At 38.2% G+C, this 18,463-nt stretch carries 17 protein-coding genes; 8 read left to right on the forward strand and 9 right to left on the reverse strand.

Translation table 11 applies throughout. The features are described from left to right. The first annotated feature begins 220 nt into the window (after positions 1-220). From MWU84_RS06810 to MWU84_RS06845, 8 genes are all read left to right on the forward strand, one after another. Positions 221-424, forward strand: a complete 204-nt coding sequence (locus MWU84_RS06810) for a helix-turn-helix transcriptional regulator (RefSeq protein WP_093977717.1) — start codon at positions 221-223, stop codon at positions 422-424. Continuing rightward, positions 425-1,990 carry a class I SAM-dependent DNA methyltransferase gene (locus MWU84_RS06815; RefSeq protein WP_246899835.1) on the forward strand — a complete coding sequence of 522 codons (1,566 nt, stop codon included), beginning with the start codon at positions 425-427 and terminating at the stop codon, positions 1,988-1,990. It abuts the gene before it with no gap. After that, positions 1,974-3,185, forward strand: a complete 1,212-nt coding sequence (locus MWU84_RS06820; RefSeq protein ID WP_246899837.1) for a restriction endonuclease subunit S — start codon at positions 1,974-1,976, stop codon at positions 3,183-3,185. The genes MWU84_RS06815 and MWU84_RS06820 overlap by 17 nt, the downstream gene beginning before the upstream one ends. Continuing rightward, positions 3,176-5,185: a Piwi domain-containing protein gene (locus tag MWU84_RS06825; RefSeq protein WP_246899839.1), complete on the forward strand. Its 2,010-nt coding sequence runs from the start codon at positions 3,176-3,178 to the stop codon at positions 5,183-5,185. The genes MWU84_RS06820 and MWU84_RS06825 overlap by 10 nt, the downstream gene beginning before the upstream one ends. A 2-nt stretch (positions 5,186-5,187) precedes the next feature. Continuing rightward, positions 5,188-6,438, forward strand: coding sequence for an SIR2 family protein (locus MWU84_RS06830; protein WP_246899842.1), 1,251 nt, complete (start codon positions 5,188-5,190; stop codon positions 6,436-6,438). 88 nt (positions 6,439-6,526) lie between these two features. Further along, complete coding sequence (locus MWU84_RS06835) at positions 6,527-7,888, forward strand: RNA-binding domain-containing protein (protein WP_246899844.1); 1,362 nt, start codon at positions 6,527-6,529, stop codon at positions 7,886-7,888. Beyond that, on the forward strand, positions 7,885-11,031 hold the full coding sequence (locus MWU84_RS06840; RefSeq protein WP_246899846.1) for an HsdR family type I site-specific deoxyribonuclease: 3,147 nt from the start codon (positions 7,885-7,887) through the stop codon (positions 11,029-11,031). Before MWU84_RS06835 ends, MWU84_RS06840 begins: the two co-directional genes overlap by 4 nt. Positions 11,032-11,203: 172 nt before the next feature. After that, complete coding sequence (locus MWU84_RS06845; RefSeq protein ID WP_246899848.1) at positions 11,204-11,887, forward strand: site-specific integrase; 684 nt, start codon at positions 11,204-11,206, stop codon at positions 11,885-11,887. A 517-nt stretch (positions 11,888-12,404) separates the two neighbouring features. Here MWU84_RS06845 and MWU84_RS06850 read toward each other — a convergent pair. The 9 genes from MWU84_RS06850 to MWU84_RS06890 form a co-directional block, all read right to left on the reverse strand. Then, on the reverse strand, positions 12,405-12,929 hold the full coding sequence (locus tag MWU84_RS06850; protein ID WP_246899851.1) for a hypothetical protein: 525 nt from the start codon (positions 12,927-12,929) through the stop codon (positions 12,405-12,407). Positions 12,930-12,986: 57 nt separating this feature from the next. Beyond that, positions 12,987-13,661 carry a hypothetical protein gene (locus MWU84_RS06855; protein ID WP_246899853.1) on the reverse strand — a complete coding sequence of 225 codons (675 nt, stop codon included), beginning with the start codon at positions 13,659-13,661 and terminating at the stop codon, positions 12,987-12,989. Positions 13,662-13,692: 31 nt separating this feature from the next. Further along, on the reverse strand, positions 13,693-13,953 hold the full coding sequence (locus MWU84_RS06860) for a hypothetical protein (RefSeq protein ID WP_246899855.1): 261 nt from the start codon (positions 13,951-13,953) through the stop codon (positions 13,693-13,695). Between the two features lie 320 nt (positions 13,954-14,273). Then, positions 14,274-14,708 carry a hypothetical protein gene (locus MWU84_RS06865; protein WP_246899857.1) on the reverse strand — a complete coding sequence of 145 codons (435 nt, stop codon included), beginning with the start codon at positions 14,706-14,708 and terminating at the stop codon, positions 14,274-14,276. A 117-nt stretch (positions 14,709-14,825) separates the two neighbouring features. Further along, a complete protein-coding gene (locus MWU84_RS06870; RefSeq protein ID WP_246899860.1) occupies positions 14,826-15,674 on the reverse strand; it encodes a hypothetical protein in 849 nt (282 codons plus the stop codon). Positions 15,675-15,871: 197 nt separating this feature from the next. Next, a complete protein-coding gene (locus MWU84_RS06875) occupies positions 15,872-16,390 on the reverse strand; it encodes a hypothetical protein (protein ID WP_246899862.1) in 519 nt (172 codons plus the stop codon). A gap of 26 nt (positions 16,391-16,416) precedes the next feature. After that, positions 16,417-17,175 carry a hypothetical protein gene (locus tag MWU84_RS06880; protein WP_246899864.1) on the reverse strand — a complete coding sequence of 253 codons (759 nt, stop codon included), beginning with the start codon at positions 17,173-17,175 and terminating at the stop codon, positions 16,417-16,419. Positions 17,176-17,408: 233 nt separating this feature from the next. Continuing rightward, entirely contained in the window at positions 17,409-17,744 is a 336-nt protein-coding gene (locus tag MWU84_RS06885) for a cyclic-phosphate processing receiver domain-containing protein (RefSeq protein ID WP_246899866.1), read from the reverse strand. 133 nt (positions 17,745-17,877) lie between these two features. Continuing rightward, positions 17,878-18,384 (reverse strand): HD domain-containing protein, encoded by a 507-nt coding sequence (locus tag MWU84_RS06890; protein ID WP_246899868.1) that lies wholly within the window; start codon positions 18,382-18,384, stop codon positions 17,878-17,880. Positions 18,385-18,463: the final 79 nt, after the last annotated feature.

The raw sequence follows: 18,463 nt of genomic DNA on the forward strand, positions 1-18,463 counted from the left end.
CTGAAACGGAAAGACTTCCCGAGCGGACCGGCAAAAGCGTGTCCGCATGGGGAGGATTGTAGTGGAAGGGTTGTGTGACTTCCGCAGGGGCTTTGGCATGTATGTCGAAAAATGATTTATTAAAAAAGGCATACATTCAATATGATTGTTTTAATACTCATTACAAGAGATATTGAAAAACTTGTCTATTTTAGTAAACTGAAAGAAATCATTCAATAAAATGAACAGGATTAAGGCTGTTTTAGAAGAAAAGGGCATCAAACAGAAGTGGTTGGCAGAGCAGATGGGAAAGAGCTACAACATGGTCAACTCCTATGCCCAAAACAGAAGGCAGCCAAGTATAGAAGATTTATACCGTATTGCAGAAATTTTAGATATTGAAGCCAAAGAGCTATTGGTTACCACTAAAGACAAGAAAGAATAAATGGCAAAAAAAACAACCACCAAAGAAAAGTCAATTGAAGAAAGCCTATGGGATGCCGCAAACAAACTTCGCGGATCCATTGAACCTTCCGAATATAAGCACGTAGTATTGGGTCTTATTTTCCTGAAATTTGCTAGCGACAAATTTGAAGATCGCCGAAAGGAACTGATTGCCGAAGGCAAAGAAAAGTATATAGAGATGATGGAATTCTATAACATGAAGAATGTCTTCTTCCTTGCCGAGACTTCCCGATGGAGCTATATAATTAAAAAAGCAAAACAGGATGATATTGCTTTACAGATAGATACCGCGCTCAACCAAATAGAAAAGAACAATCCTTCCCTTAAAGGAGCTTTGCCCGACAATTATTTCTCACGGTTAGGATTGGACAAAAGTAAACTGGCCTCCTTGTTGGATACCATTAATAAGATTGATACCCAAAAAGACAAAGCCCAGGATATCGTGGGCCGTGTCTATGAATATTTCCTGTCAAAATTCGCCTTGGCGGAAGGAAAAGGAAAAGGTGAATTCTATACCCCCAAGAGCATTGTCAACTTAATTGCGGAGATGATAGAACCTTACAAGGGCATTATCTATGACCCTGCCTGTGGTTCTGGCGGTATGTTCGTACAGTCCATCAAGTTTATAGAAAACCATCACGGCAATAAACAGGAGATTTCCATTTATGGACAGGAATATACCAATACCACCTATAAACTGGCTAAAATGAATTTGGCCATCCGTGGCATTTCAGCCAATTTGGGTGAAAGGGCAGCGGACACTTTTGGTAATGACCAGCACAAAGATTTAAAGGCCGATTATATCATGGCCAACCCGCCCTTTAACCAAAAGGACTGGCGGGGCGAAAATGAATTAGTGGACGACCCCCGTTGGCGCGGTTACGAGGTGCCGCCCAAAAGCAACGCCAATTACGGTTGGATCCTAAATATGGTGTCGAAACTTTCGGACGATGGCGTAGCAGGATTTATCTTGGCCAATGGTGCGCTTTCAGGTGGAGGGGAAGAGTATAAAATTAGAAGGAAGTTAGTAGAGAACAATTTGGTAGAGGCCATTGTGATTCTTCCCCAAAACATGTTTTATACCACAAACATTAGTGTTACTATCTGGATTCTCAATAAGAACAAGAAAACGCATACCCGAACCATAGGGGACGAAAAACGAAACTATCGCGATCGGGAAGAAGAAGTGTTGTTTTTAGATTTACGACAAATCGGCGAACCTTTCGAGAAAAAGTTTATCCAATTCGGCCCACAACATATTAGGGATATTGCAAAAACCTACCACGATTGGCAACAAACGGATTGCGATTATAAAGATGTACCGGAATATTGTTACAGTGCCACCAAGGCGGATATTGAAAAAAGAGATTTTTCGTTGGTCCCCAGCAAATATATCGAGTTTGTAAACCGGGATGAAAATATTGATTTTGACACCAAAATGACGGCCTTGCAAAGCGAACTTTCAGAACTGCTAAGAGCCGAGGAACAATCAAAAAAAGAACTGTTAGAGGTATTTAAAGACTTGGGCTATGAGATCGAATTATAGGCCCATAGGAGATTATATCCAACTTGTAGATGAACGCAATGTTGATCTAGGAATCAAAACCCTTTTGGGGCTGAGCATATCCAAACAATTCATCCCTTCGGTTGCCAATACTGTTGGTACCAATATGCGCACCTATAAAATTATTCGTAAAAACCAATTTGCATGTAGTACCATGCAAGTGCGTAGAGACCGGAAAATGCCGGTGGCCTTATTACAAGATTTTGAAGAGGCCATCATTTCACAAGCCTACCCAGTTTTTGAAATCAGTGACGAAAAAAAATTGCTTCCTGAATATTTAATGATGTGGTTTTCTCGGGAAGAATTCGATAGACAGGCGGAGTTTTTAGCCGTTGGTGGTGTACGGGGCACCTTGGAATGGGAAGATTTTTTAGAAATGGAGCTCCCTATCCCCTCCCTTGAAAAACAACAAGAGATTGTCAATGAATACAACATCATTGCCAATCGCATCAAGTTGAACGACCAACTGAACCAAAAGCTGGAGGAAACCGCACAGGCAATTTATAAACATTGGTTTGTTGATTTTGAGTTTCCGGCGCATTTAAGCGGTACCCTGAGTGGACACGAAGGGTACAAATCATCTGGGGGTGCTATGTTGTATAATGACGAGTTGGATAAGGAGATTCCGGCGGGATGGGAGGTTAAGAGTTATGAGGAAGTGTTTAATTTTAAAACGGGAAAGTTAAATTCAAATGCAGCAATTCCGAATGGTAAATATCCCTTTTTTACATGTTCATCAGAAACATTCTTAACCAATTCATTTTCATTTGATTGTGAGGCTTTATTACTTGCAGGAAATAATGCTAGTGCAGTTTATCCCTTTAAATATTATAAAGGAAAATTCGATGCTTATCAAAGGACTTATGTTATAACACCAAAATCCAAAGAAGTAAGTATCTTTCAGGGATATTATGAAGTATTGGGTCAACTTGAAGGCTTTAAGGGAACTTCTTCGGGAACTGCAACTAAGTTCTTAACGATGAAAATACTTAACCCATTACTATTAATAGTTCCACACATTAATATTTCCAATTACTTTAGAGATTTATGTTCTCCCCTATTTCTAAAAAAACTACAAATCGACGAGACGAATGAGAAAATTGTAGAAATGAAAACCCTTCTCCTATCCAAAATGGCAACGGTGGAAGCCGAAAAAGAAATCGAAATATGGAATTAATTTTAAACCGCCTTCAATATAAATGTGCATTTAATGATGTTAAAATCATTGTTTCTAAAGAAAGTGATGCTTTAACGTATTCCATTCAATGGAAATACTTCGTAGATGAATTCACTGAAAAGAGCCAACTACTTGCTTGGGCAAAACAGAATGAAGTAGATTCGGAAAGCAGAATTTCTTATGAATTTAGCAAAGAGGAGAGTACTCCTTACTTTTCTTTACCACTCATAACCAAGTTTAAATGGCGATATACCTTTTTTAAAATTGGGCAAAGTTTACTAAGCCAGGGAATGATTGTCGATTTTCACCCGAAAGCGCTTACACTTTCTTGTTATCTTAAAAAAGAAGAGTTTGACGAAGTATGGGGTATATATAAGCGCATAGATTTCATTCTAAATTACAATGAGAACAATGACATTGGCGAAGCTGTTTTTAATATTGGAAGCCATCAAACATTTATCAGTAATGCCGAAATTGAAATTTTAGATGAATACCAAAATGTAAAATGTGTAACGGATGGAAATAGGATCACTAGGTCCAGTAATTTAGAACAGAAAACATCGCGACTGATAGCAAATAGAGAAATATTAGATAAATACAATTTGCAGTCAGCACGACATCCAATAAATTATAGTCGACGATATAAAGAACTTCTAAATTTCTTTAATCATCATATTAAGGCAAAAGAATTTGATACTTTAAAATTCATTTCTACGGGGTTTGATAGCCGAAAGGCCCAAAATGTGTCATTCGATCGGAATAGAATGGTCTTTAAAAACGAAAACAAAGACATCAATCCAATAACCGGAATGCGAAATTATGGGGTTTACAAAGCGGCACCAAATGCTTCTGAAACTAAGTTTATATTTATTTTCCAACATAATGATGATGCAAATACGCTGTACAAGTACCTGAAAAATGGCTACAAAGGTTTTCCTGGTTTGGAACGTTACGTGGGTATTCCAATCGTACTTGCAGATTCGCTTACAGAGGGACATCAATATAAGCAACTGCAATTCAAATCATTGGAAACCCTGTTCGAGGAATATCAAGATTTTGAAAATATCGAATTATCTGATGATTATTATGAAAACCATTTTGCCATCGTTATTGGAGGCTTCAGCAAAGATGAGCCACAACAGGTATATTACGATCTTAAATTGGCACTCTTGGCTAAAGGAATTCCATCTCAATTTATCAATCAGTTGAACATTCGAAAATCATCCGTTTTTAATTACCACTTGCCAAATATTGCCATTGGCATACACGCAAAGCTTGGAGGCATCCCCTGGCGAATTGATTCAAATTTAAAAAAGGAACTGATCATTGGGTTTAATCAAGATTTTAATAGGGACAGAAAACGATATATAGCCGGTTCGGTGTTTTTTGACAACCATGGAAACTTAAAAAGAAACTTCGCCTTTCCAGAAGAAGAATTGTCAACCACAATTATCAAGGAATTAAGAAAGGCAGTAAACGCATTTCTCGAAGAGAACGAGGAAATAGAAAGAATTGTTATTCACTACCATAAAACCCTTTCTAAGAAGGAGAAAAGAAGTATTGAAAGGCTTTTTAGAGAGGAATTTGATATTACTGTTCCTTATGCCGTTGTCGAGATCAACGATACAAAATCGAGAATTGATTTGGCCTTCGACCCTATGCATAACAATCAAATGCCTGTTAGTGGTTCGTTCGTGAGGTTATCCCAGAAAGAATATCTCTTATTTAATAACAATAGGTTTAAGGCGGAAGCACCTGTAGGTGTTAAAGATGAATTGCCCTTGAAGATTAAAGTTCATTTTGCCGATGAATCTGGATTCTCGCATAAGGAGTTAATAGAGCAGGTTTATGAATTTTCCCGATTAATCTGGAAAGGGCTAAAGCAAAGAAGCCAGCCTGCAACGTGCTTTTATGCGCACGAAATTGCACGTTTTAGAGCTCATGTGAACGGGCCAATCCCTGAAAATGAAATTACACAAACAACTCCTTGGGTTATATAGGCATGGAACCAATAGACTTAAATACGGCGATACAAAAATCTGTTTTCCTTTTAGGAGCTGGTGCTTCCTATGGTACAAAAAAAACACGAACCGGCTGCAAAATGTCTGGGGAAATGTTCGATGCATTACAAAATTTACTCAACAAGCCTGAAAAAAATGAAATCACAGATGTTGAGGCAGAAGCGTTTCGGTTTTTGATTTCTACCTTACATTACCAAAATAATTGGCGTAGTCTGGAAAAGAATTCAAAATTTGAATTTAAGCCAAATATAGAAGAGTTGGCACTAGTAATCAGACGGATAAAGAATCGAGAAAATTATCTACCTTATCCGATTACAGGAAATTGGGCCGATAAACTTATTCAGTTAGAAAGCAAATTCAATAGTGAAAATAATGATGCCGATTCGTTATTTGAATCCCTTGAAAATAAGCTCAAAAGAAAATTATTGCTAAGTTGGCTTCAAATTAATCCTGATTCTTTGAGTTATTTGGAACCGTTGGCACAACTTATGAGTGCTCAATCTCTAGAATCCCCGATTGAATGCTTTTCGCTTAACTATGACCAAACCATAGAAATTTTTCTTAAGAACAAACACGAGGTTCACCCATATTGTGGTTTTGTATCGGGAGAATGGAAAGGGCCAAAAACAAAAGATATTGAAGGGTTTGATAGATTAAACTTGTATAAACTTCACGGGTCGCTTGATTGGGTTCGCTTGATGGATTCGGGAACCATTAAAATACGTGAAAATCTACAAGACGAAGAAGAAAAAGACATAGATCAGCGTCACGACCCATATCTAATTTTTGGTCACGGTTTGAAAACCTTTTCTTTTGAACCTTTTTCAAGTTTAATGTATCATTTTAAAGAATCACTATCAAAACGTCCTTATATTTTTGCCATAGGGTATAGTTTCTTTGACCCATACATCAACAATCTTATCATTGAAGCCCTAAATTATAATGAATTCAGCAAACTGATAATAGTAAATCCTGTTTTTGGACCAGAAGATATAAAAGATGATGAAAGTCGGGTTTTGTCGGAATACATAGAAGAAATTCAAAAAAATACATTTTATAGTGAAATGCCAGAATTTAATATGCAAAAAATTAAGGGTACTGATCGAATTCGGTATATTAATGTTGGGTTTGATACGTTTCTGTCAGAACATTTTTTAAATAATGGCAAAGGGTTAATTGACCTAATAAATGAATATGAAATCGATAGAGGAATGGAAGAAAATCCTTTTTAGTTAAAAACAATAGATCTGAAAATAAATAATTTAAAAAGCCAACATTCAAAATTCATAGTTATCAACTTAACATTAGCCATTAAAGACAATGCCAGAAACCAACCGCATAGAATTTAAATCAGAACTGACCAAAGACTTGGATTTGGAAAAAGAGGTGGTGGCCTTTTTAAACTATCACGAGGGCGGTCTGATTTATATCGGTATTGATAAAACGGAGACCATCCTTGGTGTGGCAGACCCAGATGGCGATATGCTAAAAATAAAAGACCGTATCAAACATAATATTTCGCCATCGGCCATGGGCTTGTTCGATGTGGTTTCGGAAGATAAAGACGGTAAAACTATCATTAAAATCATTGTAGCAAGTGGTAGTGAAAAACCGTACTTCAAGAAAAAATACGGGATGACCGAGAAAGGGTGTTACATACGTATTGGTACGGCTGCCGAGCCGATGCCCCAAAAAATAATCGAAACATTATTTGCTACCCGTACCCGCAATTCCATTGGCAAAATAAAATCCAATCGGCAGGATCTAAGCTTTGAACAGTTGCTTATTTATTATCAGGAGAAACGAAAACCACTGAATAAACAGTTTCAAAAAAACCTAGAACTCATCACCCCACAAGGTGATTTAAATTATGCAGCCTACCTCCTAGCCGATGTAAACAACATTTCGGTAAAAGTAGCCAAATACAAAGGGGATACGCGCGTAGATTTAACTGAGAGCAATGAGTATGGTTATGTTTCCTTGATCAAGGCTACTAAAAGTGTACTGGATAAAATTGATATTGAGAACCGTACAGGCACCCAAATAACCGCTAAGGAACGTAAGGAAAAACGCCTTTGGAACGCCATTGCCATTAGGGAAGCGATTATCAACGCTTTTGTGCACAACGACTACACTCGGGAAATAGCACCAAAGTTCGAAATTTTTAATGACCGAATCGAAATTACTTCTGCAGGTTCCTTGCCCGAAGGCCTGAGCGAAAGCGAATTCTTTGAAGGCTTTTCCATTCCGCGGAACAAAGAACTCATGCGTATTTTCAAAGATCTGGATCTGGTAGAACAACTGGGTTCGGGCATTCCAAGAATACTGGAATCGTACAGTAAATCATGTTTTCATTTCTCCGATAATTTCCTCAGAATGGTATTCCCTTCGGCAGTGCCTGTTTATGAAGAACCCGCACAAGAGAAGCCAAAAGATGGGTTGGTAGATGGGTTGGTAAAAGAGTTGGTAAAAGAGTTGGTAAAAGAACTTCCAGATACGCAGATAAAGATACTGAATCTGGTAAGTGAAGATAAACACATTACCATAAGTGCTATGGCAAAAAAGTTAGGAACCAGTACGACTACTATAGATAACCATATTGAGATATTAAAAAACAAAAATGTATTGAAACGTGTGGGTGGTAGAAAAACCGGATATTGGCAAATCGTTGAACAAGAATGAAAAAGTTTACCGAAGCACAATTAGAAACCGTATTTGCGACCCAACTGGAACAGGAAGGGTATCCGCACCATTTGGGCAATGCCATAACAAGGGACGAGGACGAAGTACTGATCGAGGAAGACCTGCGCCATTTCCTGCTACAACAGTATCATGAAGAAGGGATAACCGAGATGGAGGTGCAATCCATCATCCTTCGATTAAAAACCCTTCCATCTTCGGATCTTTATGAAAGCAACAAAACGTTTATGCGATGGCTTTCAGACGGTTTCTCTCTAAAGCGGGAAGATCATAAGCAAAAGGATATTTGGATTTACTTAATCGATTATTCCCCTAAAAATCAGAACACCTATAAATTTGTTAATCAACTGGAAATAATAGGTAATCAAAAACGAATTCCAGATGGAATCATCTATATCAATGGTATCCCTGTAGTTGTTTTTGAGTTTAAAACGGCCATTCAGGAAAACACGACCATCCACAATGCCTACGTTCAATTAACTGTACGCTATGAACGGGACATTCCCGAACTTTTTAAATACAACGCTTTTTGTGTTGTTAGCGATGGTGTAAACACCAAAGCAGGTTCATTATTTGCCCCTTATGAATTCTTTTATGCCTGGAGGCGCATTGCAGGATTGGCCAAAGATGTCGACGGTATAGACAGTATGTTTACCCTAATACAAGGGATGTTGCATCACAAAAGAATCCAGGACATAATCCGCAATTTTATCTTCTTACCGGATAGTTCCAAAAAGGATGAAAAAATAGTGTGTAGGTATCCACAGTACTACGCAGCCCGGGCTTTGTATGATAATATTATAAAAGCCCAAAAACCACAGGGAGACGGGAAGGGAGGCACCTATTTTGGCGCAACCGGCTGCGGTAAAAGCTTTACAATGTTGTTTCTTACCCGTTTATTGATGAAGAGCGAGCATTTTGAAAGTCCTACGATCATCTTAATTACAGACCGTACCGATTTGGACGATCAGCTTAGCGGGCAATTTACCAATGCCAAAACCTATGTTGGTGATAATACCATTGTAAGTGTAGAAAGCCGTGCAGATTTGAGGGACCGCATTCAGGGAAGAGAAAGTGGTGGCGTTTTTTTAACCACCATCCACAAATTCACGGAAGATACAGAGCTCCTTACTGAAAGAACCAATGTAATCTGTATCTCGGACGAGGCCCATCGTAGTCAAACCAACCTCGATCAAAAAATAAGAATTACAGAGAAAGGCGTTGAAAAATCCTTTGGCTTTGCCAAATACTTGCACGATTCCCTACCCAATGCCACCTATGTCGGCTTTACCGGAACACCCATAGACGCTACGCTTGATGTTTTTGGAAGAGTGGTAGATGAATATACGATGACCGAATCGGTCAAGGATGAAATCACGGTACGAATTGTTTACGAGGGTCGTGCAGCAAAAGTAGCACTACAAAATAGTGAGCTGCAAAAAATAGAGGAATATTACAAAGTGGCCGAAGAAGATGGTGCCAATGAATATCAAGTTCAGGAAAGTAAAAATCAATCGGCCAATATGAATGCCATACTTGGTGACCCTGACCGCCTCCAAGCCATTGCCGAAGATTTTGTGAAGCATTATGAAAAACGCGTCGATGAAGGAGCCACAGTTGAAGGTAAGGCAATGCTGGTATGCAGTAGCCGTGAAATAGCCTATGACATTTATAAAAACATTATAGCCCTTAGACCAGAATGGGCCGTTGTGAAAAAAGCAGCCTTAGGGACAAAACTTACGGATAGGGAAAAGCGTGAAATAAAACCTATTGAACGGATTAAATTGATAATGACTCGTGGAAAGGATGACCCTAAAGCGATGTATGACCTTTTGGGCACCAAGGAATATCGAAAAGAACTGGATCGGCAATTTAAAAGTGGAAAGTCCAACTTTAAAATCGCAATCGTGGTCGATATGTGGCTCACGGGCTTTGATGTGCCTTTTCTAGATAGCATTTATATAGATAAGCCCATACAACAGCACAACCTTATCCAGACCATATCCCGTGTCAACAGAAAATTTGCTGGCAAGAATAAAGGTCTGGTGATTGATTATATAGGCATAAAAAAACAAATGAACTTGGCCTTGGCCAAATACAACAAGGGCGATCAGCAGAATTTTGAAGACATTAGGGAATCATTGGTTGTGGTTAGGAACCATCTGGATCTTTTAGGTAAAATTCTTCATAAGTTTGACAGTACCCCCTATTTTGATGGCACTGCTTTACAACAACTCAACACTTTAAATCAAGCATCGGAATACGTGCAAACAACTAAAGAAACAGAGACCCGGTTTATGGGCTTGGTGAAGCGGTTGAAGGCTGCCTACGATATTTGTGCGGGAAGTGAAAAATTGACTCAGATAGAACGAGACTACACCCATTTTTATCTTGCGGTACGTTCCATCGTTTTTAAATTGACCAAAGGAAACGCTCCTGATACCGCACAAATGAACGCGAGGGTACGAGAGATGATAAAGGATGCTCTTGCCAGTGAAGGGGTTGAAGAGATATTTAAGATGGGAAATGAAGAGGAAAGCGAACAGGATATTTTTGATGAAGCTTACATGGCCAAGATCGATAAGATTAAATTACCCAACACCAAAATAAAATTACTTCAACAGTTGCTTGCCAAAGCCATTGGTGAAATGAGAAAAGTCAATAAAGTAAAGGGGGTTGATTTTTCAAAGAAAATGGAATCCCTGGTTGCCCGTTATAACGAACGCAAGGAAAATGATGTCCTACGCAGTGAAGTTTATGAGGAGATGGCGGAAGAATTGACCAAACTCATTTGGGAGGTACAAAAGGAATTTAAAGCTGGGGACGTTTTAGGAATCGATTTTGAGGAAAAGGCATTTTATGATATACTAAAGGAATTATGCAATAAGTATGATTTTAGATATCCCGAAGAAAAATTGATAGAGCTTGCCAAAGCAGTTAAGGATCTTGTGGATGGACAGGCAAAATTTCCTGATTGGAGTAAGCGAAACGACATTAAATCTGCCCTCAAAGTGGGCCTTATCTTATTACTGGATGAATACGGCTATCCACCAGTAGAAAGAGACGAAGTATATACTGAAATTTTTGAACAGGCCGAGAATTTTAAGAAGAACAGAGAGGTTTAACCAAAGAATAGGTCTATTTGCTCATTCAATTGCTCCCTCAATTGCTCCATCATTTGCTCCTACATCTGTTTCATCAGCGCCTCCAAGAATAGATCTAGGAATAATAGTCTTAAAAGTAGCTCCTTCAATAAATTGGACGTTATCTGGTACTGATGGTGGAATTGGCATAAAAATGAGAGCTATTAGAGCACTTTACAACCTAGCATTTGAACGCAACCTTGTTAAGGAAGAGTTCTACCCATTCAAAACATATAAGGTTTCCAAATTGAAGGGTAAGAGTCCTAAAAAGGCATTGACTATGGAGCAAGTCAAGAAAATAGTTGACCTTGACTTGAAGAAATATCCTTCTTTGGCCAATACCAGAAATTATTTTGTCTTTAGCTTATATACAAGAGGAATGAACTTTACCGACATGATGAAGCTGGAATGGAGTACAATTGATGACAACAAAATTTTCTATACCCGTTCAAAAACCAAAGGAAATTTTATGATCAAGATATTACCTCCTGTTCGGGAAATTTTAGATTATTATCAAGAATATTCCTTGGGAACGAAATATGTATTCCCCATTCTGTTAAAGGATGAATTAACCCCATTACAACTCGAAAATAGAAAGCACAAAACTCTTCAACGTTACAATAAGGAATTAAAAGAAACTGCAAAAATCTGTGGAATAGATAAACCTTTGAGCAGTTACGTTGCACGACATAGTTATGCCAACTGCTTAAAGCAAAAAGGAGTTGCTACCGATGTTATCAGTGAATCTATGGGGCATCAAAATTTGGCAGTTACACAGGCCTATTTAAAAGAATTGGATAGCGCTGTTTTGGATGAGGCGAGTGAGCTTCTTTTGTAGACATTCCAAACCAAGTATAATTTGCTAATTCTAGAATTTTCAAGTGTCATTCACCTGTCCTTACGAATCCTTTTGGTTCTCACGTTGATTTAATAAATATAATTTAAAAAGCCTCCTGTAATTTTATCATCATAATTAGTATAGTTGTCATATTTTTTAAGGGATTGAAGACTGAGATATACACTTTATCTTTTAGCATAAATACTTCAATTCAGCTTAGGTATTTTTTTTAATATACTAACTCGCCAAATTAAGCCACCTCTTTATTGGCTAAAATCGATAATAATTATTACGTCATTAACTAAAATTACACAGCATAAAAAGATCTACATACTTGGCATTGACCGACATCACTAAAAATAATAGTCAAACCATCTCCTAAAAAAAGCTCTTCAACTAAAATTTCTTTATTACAATTGCATAACGGGCCCAACCAAAATTTGATGGGCCCTTTATGCAATTCTACTGCGTACTTATTTGTAAAAGACTATAAGGGCAATTCCTTTTTTTTGAACAACTATATTCTAATCGAGGCCCCCACGGTTAGATAGGCTACGCCATAGCCTAGCTCTGCAAAGACTGCAAGGTTTTTGGAAAAATACCACCGCCCACCGGCGAAGGCCGTTGCACTTAAACCTCCACCATAACTCCCCGCGCCACTATAGGACAGAAAATTATACGTAGCCATAAGGCCGCCATAGACATCAAGATTGTCTACATTCAAGCCCGTATAGTGATAAGCCCCCCGAACCCCAATAATGGTGTAGGACCATTTGTCATTCCCCCCCAAATAATTGTACTTATAGGTTTTAGTACCTACATAGCCTCCTAAACTCACGACCCCAGGCCCTGGGACATCCCAAATACCTCTTTCATAACTGATGCTGAACCCCGGGCTTTGGGATGAGGTTGTGTAGTTTCCATAGCTACCTCCAAAACCAATACCCCCATTTACAACATTGGTGCCAACATTAAATTCTTGGGCCATGACCATTGGACCAGCCAATAAAGCGATGGCGATATATATAATTGATTTTCTCATTGTGGTTGTTTTTTTGTTTAAAGCTCTCATCTTATTTTTTTTTTAAATTGTTATTTGTTATTGTACTGTAATCTGCATCATAGATGCCCCGTGGCTTACTATTGAATTTAATTCCCCTGAATTTTCAACCTTTTCAGAAAAGTAATCGGAATCGTAAACAATCCTTCCCGTATTGTTCCCTATAAACACCCCTCCTTCATTTCCCTTATTATCCAGCATTACAAATGCCATTTGGACATTTTCAATTCCGCCCTCCACTATTCTTCCCGATAGGGAGATAGCAGAATCGGCCGTAAAGGAGCCAATGTCCGAGGTTGTTATCAGGAATACCGAAAATTTATCGTTCTCCCCGGATATAAATGAACCATAGCCTTCATCAATTTCTACGCCTTGATCCCCAAAATAATCAATGGTCAATTTTCCATTATCCTGATTGGAAAACGTAAGCTCGTAGTTATTAAATTGGGAGCCTACAACATCGCCTGGCACTGTGCTGGACTTAAGGAGCATAGGCTTTACATGATATGTCCCTTCTATTTTTGGCGGCTTATTGCCTAGGTTCATTTGGAACCCCAAAGAATCCAAAGCCCTTACCAATTCCGGTGTATAAAAATCTTCAATAGAGCTTAAAGATCCATCGAAACCCATATTCCCCAAATCGTCTTCCTTGGAGCAACTAACAAAAGCAAGAATTGCAGTGACGGCAACTAGCCTTAAAAAATTCGTTTTCATTGTTCTCTTCCTTTAATTATTACAAATTGATTTAATCTTCACAACTGGCTATAATTACATCTATGGCCTCTTGTATATCCCCATCTTCATCACCACAGGATTTCTTAAGACCCTGTAATGCCGACACCAATTCCGAACAGCTTAAATCATCTTCGTTTTCACTTAACTTGAGTAATTTGTTTAGACACTCCAAACTGTTAAAAGTCTCTGCTGAATCCCGTACCGTATCAGGTGTACAACTTGTAAATACCATTGTGGCCACCAGGGCCATAAATACCATTGATTTTTTCATAATTAATGTTTTAAATGTTATTGATAATCCAATATTATGTCTGTTTAAAGGAAAGGGCGGTTATTACTGTATGAAACAGGCATTTTGTTATAGGAAAGGGTCCCTCCTAAAAAAAGTAGGGGCCCTTTTACCCTTGTGCTTATTGCAGCCACTATCGTTTGCTTAAACATTCTTAAATAACAAAGCCCAACACTATTGATTTATAGTGTTGGGCCCATCCTGTTCCCTTGTTTTTTTAGTTTCCAATTGGCCAAACATAGTGGCCAAAGGTCATCCTCCGTTATTTAAAGAGAAATAATTTTTTTACAAAAGTTAATACGCTACTGGTTGTAGAAATATACCACTGCAAGGATAATTAAAATAACAAAGATCAGTTTATAGGTAATTCTTAAAATGAAACCTGAAATTAGGGCTGTTACCCCTATGGCAATCCAATTAGAGGTATACTGATAGGCCACAATCCCTCCAATAATAAATCCAAGCAGCATAAAAAAATCGTTCATGCTAAAATCGTTCCCGGATGTTTTTTTGGCGCTCGATGTCTTTGTGGAATTCGGTTTTACTGGAGCCGCCTTTGCAACCGATTTTTTTGCTACCTCCCGGTCCGGGCTATAGTCGTATATGACCCCGGCGCCCGAGCATACAATACATGGCCTATCGCCATAGGTAAAGCTATTTTTAGTTGACTCAATCCGTGTGTTATAATCGGTTTCTACCCCTCTTCCTTGACAGTTTGTACATGTTCTAGTTCTCATAATTAATTAGGTTTTAATTGTGAAATAAAGGTAGCTAGGCAAGCCAAGTCCAAAGAAAACCAATATATGAAAGCGCGGTTTTGATTCATAAAACCCTAATGAAGGTCTTTGGTTTGGTCAATTAAACTCATGTAGCCTGACGGCTCTTTTATAGGCAGATTCCAATTTCAAACCAATCTGGGAATCATCACCAGGCTTTACAATATCACATGAACCCTCCGGATCCCCTACAAAAGACGGGCTCGTTTTGATTATTTCCTTTAGCCTTAGCAAGCCAAGTTCTTTCTTTTGTGTACTTACCAAAATGTTATTCAATGGACTCTCAAAGGAGTGTTCGAGCTTCATAATGAAGTTATCGACATCTTTGGCCATACTTTCTTTGACAGTATGGGTCACCTCCCTAAATCCGCCCAGTTTATTACTTACTTCCTCTAGTACTTTAGTTAGATCGTTAGATCTTTTCCGATCCTCTTTAGGAATCAAGGCACTGGAAGGCAGCAGGGTGAAAAAATTATAGTATTGAATGCTCTCTACCATCATATCGTCCGGTTTTACGGTTTTCGGACCTGTGACCAATTTGGCCAATTCATATGATGCATTCACGCCATTCTGAAGTGTTAATTGCAGTTCATTGGTCAAATTTCTTGTCTCCATTGAATAAGGTTGTATTTTTAAGCTTTGCCTATAAATTTTTGCTAGCGTCTTGCCTAATTCCTTATAGTTCCCAACTGGCCTATCCAAGCGATAAAAACTCTCGGTATTCATTAAAAAAGTCAAGTCCTTTTTTGAGGTACAAGTAAATTGGAGCCATTGTTCGTAAAATCTAAATTCCGATTCATGGCTGTTTTGGAAAATGGCCAGTTGCCTTTCTATTAGATTGCTTTGTTTATAGGCTCCAAAACCAATTATTAGCAAACAGGTTCCCATAAGTATTAGAAATGGAATCTTCAATAGTATGTCTTTCATATTTACCATAATTTAAATGACCCTGGCCTAGTTTATAATTTATAGGATATCCCCATCAAAAAATCATCCAGATTCTCCCTGGGGCCCTATTAATTTTCTAGTATTACCTTGGGGCTATCGCTTTCTACCGGACAACTGTGTACCTTACGTCCAAATACCCTATACCATACCTGCTAAGTGAACGAATGATCCTTTTTTTAAAAAAGACTGGCATAAACAGGTGCCTCGCTAAAATTTGTTTGGCCAAGTTGCTGATAGATCTCCAAACCTACTTTGTCCTGTACCACGAAAAAGGGCAAGGCACCTTTAAGACTTTCCTTTTCTTGAAACGAGGCCAAAAGCTCATCTTCAGGATCCAATAAGAAATGTGAGGTATTGGTCTTGAGGTGTTCTTTGTAAAAATCAAAGGCGAATTGTCTACTTTGATGCTTTTTGGCCTTGCCAATGGTCCAACCGTCTATAAATATCAACTGATATTTTTTATCCAATTCGCGAAGATGGGGTTTCATATTTGCAATCTGCTCCAAACAGGGACCACAATTTTGCGAGCTATAGAAAAGTATCATTTTTGGTTTCTCTGTGGCCAGGGTTACCTTGCCAAAGGTGGTTTCCTCAACACCGTCTACCAAAACCGTAGAATTAAAAAAAGTACTCTTTGTTTTGTTCCCGGATATTGTTATTAATAGGATGCCGATAATGTAGATAAGTGATTTCATTTTGTCTGTATTTAGTGGTTTATGTTTTATTTCTGAGGTAAAAATACCTGGGATTTCCTATTTGGATTCCATTCACTGTATGAAACCTCGCTTTTGTTATATGAAGACCTGCAACCCGTATTGGAATTGCCGGGGATGATCGGAATAGCATCTTTCATTACAATGTTCATTATTTTAAAATCCAAATCATAAATCGCAGAGAATACCTGCCCTTCTATATTGACCAAGGCTTGTATTCTGGCCATATGCCCATCTTTGTAGATCACTCTTGGGACACTTACATTATTAGTTGAACAAGACGAGTTGAGATTATCATTTGAGAATAGTACATGTATTGGATCGTTGTCCAATTCTGCCATATGGGTCAGCATAGCCCAATATTCCAGCAGACCCTTATCGGTGCTAAGGTCTGGTTGGTTTTTTAAAAGGAATCCAGCAATCCTTTCGGAATCTGTTAGCAGTACCGATTGCATATTCGCATTAAGTACATATATCTTTTTTTGTGTTCCTCGGTCAAGAACGGAAAACTCATATAGCCACCCGTAGTCGTAAAATTCCAGATTGTGCCTTCTAAGCCCCGTAATTTCATAATCCTCGTTGACCTTTATACCGTAATTGTTCCATAACACCTTTTTAAAAGAATTTGAATAGTCATTCTCTACAATAGACCAACCGTTGGTAAAAAAGGATTCCGAATCGCTTTCCGAGCAGCCACAAGGCTTTGGACTTGCCCATACAATTTGGGCTATAAAAAAAATTGCTGTGGTGATGTTTTTAAAATACATGGTTTTGGTTTTTTAGATTTAAACCAAATGTATTTCCAATGGTCAGGAGAAAAAGTATTTAGTGTATGGAATAGGGATTTTGATATATTAAATGGATTTCAAAATGGTATCAACGCCCATTTGACCAAGGTGGCGAACATTATGAACTTCCTTTAATCCAAGAAAGGGGAACGACCAAAAAGTATCTTGAAAATCATTGCCCAACCTTTCTGCCGTTCTAATTGTATCCTTCCCTATTGACCCTTCAGATATTTCAAATAATTATCCAATAATCCCCTAATTTGCTCGGCAGCCACCGGATTTGCAGAGTGCACGTGATACCTTAATCCCCTTAAATCCAATCCAGATTCATAAACCAACCATTTTGAAGCGGCATAACCATCAGGAGCTACTTGACCTTCTTGGTCCAGCCCTAAATCATTATCAAAACTAATGAAAGGGGGTAGTCCGTTTCTTGTAATATAGGTCACAAAATCTTGGTAGTTCCGAACAATGTCCCAATCAGATTCTAAGTCATTTGGGTAAACCATCGATAAAGTTCTTACATCATCAAGAAATAATTTTTTCATTTTATTCTTTGTTATAGGTTGAGTACTAGTTTCACAATTATATTCGCCCCTTTTATGTATTAAACCAAGTTTGGATTACATCTCCTCCAATTAGTTGCACCAGGGTTTCTCAGATCCCGCACTTAGCGCTGCGTTAACAAACATTTTCAAGTGCCAACTTATTAAGTCTTAGCCACGCTTTCTTAGTCTCAGATTCTGGGTGATCCTTGCTCATCAGACTTCTGCAAAAAACTTCGTGTTCTTTTTGGTACATTTCAAAAAGCCTTTTATTGTATTCCTTGCTTTGTTGCATATTGGCAATCCTATCACAAATTTTTACAACGGTTGCTTTCCAGTTGCCTTGTATTTTAGGGTAAGTCTTGGCTTTTCTTTCTTCTCTATTTCTCCCAAGTTCGTCAGTAACACAAAAAACTATTTCGGCAACTTCTTCGCCAAAGGCCTTTTTCAAGTCATTGTATGAAAGTTCAGTATCTTCTAAAGTATCGTGCAAGGCAGAAGCTACTATAATACTTTCATCATATCCAAGTTCTTCCGCTATTTTCACCACTTGCCTAATGTGGTAACCATAGGGATAAATGTCATACGTTTGGCTAGCGTGTGCTTTGTCCGCAACCAATAAGGCTCTTTCTTTATTTGTCATAATTAACTTTTATAAATAATACATTTACCAAGCAATAGGATGGCTTCATATTCACCATGTGTAACCGTAAAGATTACTT

The sequence above is a fragment of the Arenibacter sp. F20364 genome, assembly GCF_023015905.1.
In the GTDB taxonomy this organism is placed as follows: Bacteria; Bacteroidota; Bacteroidia; order Flavobacteriales; family Flavobacteriaceae; genus Arenibacter.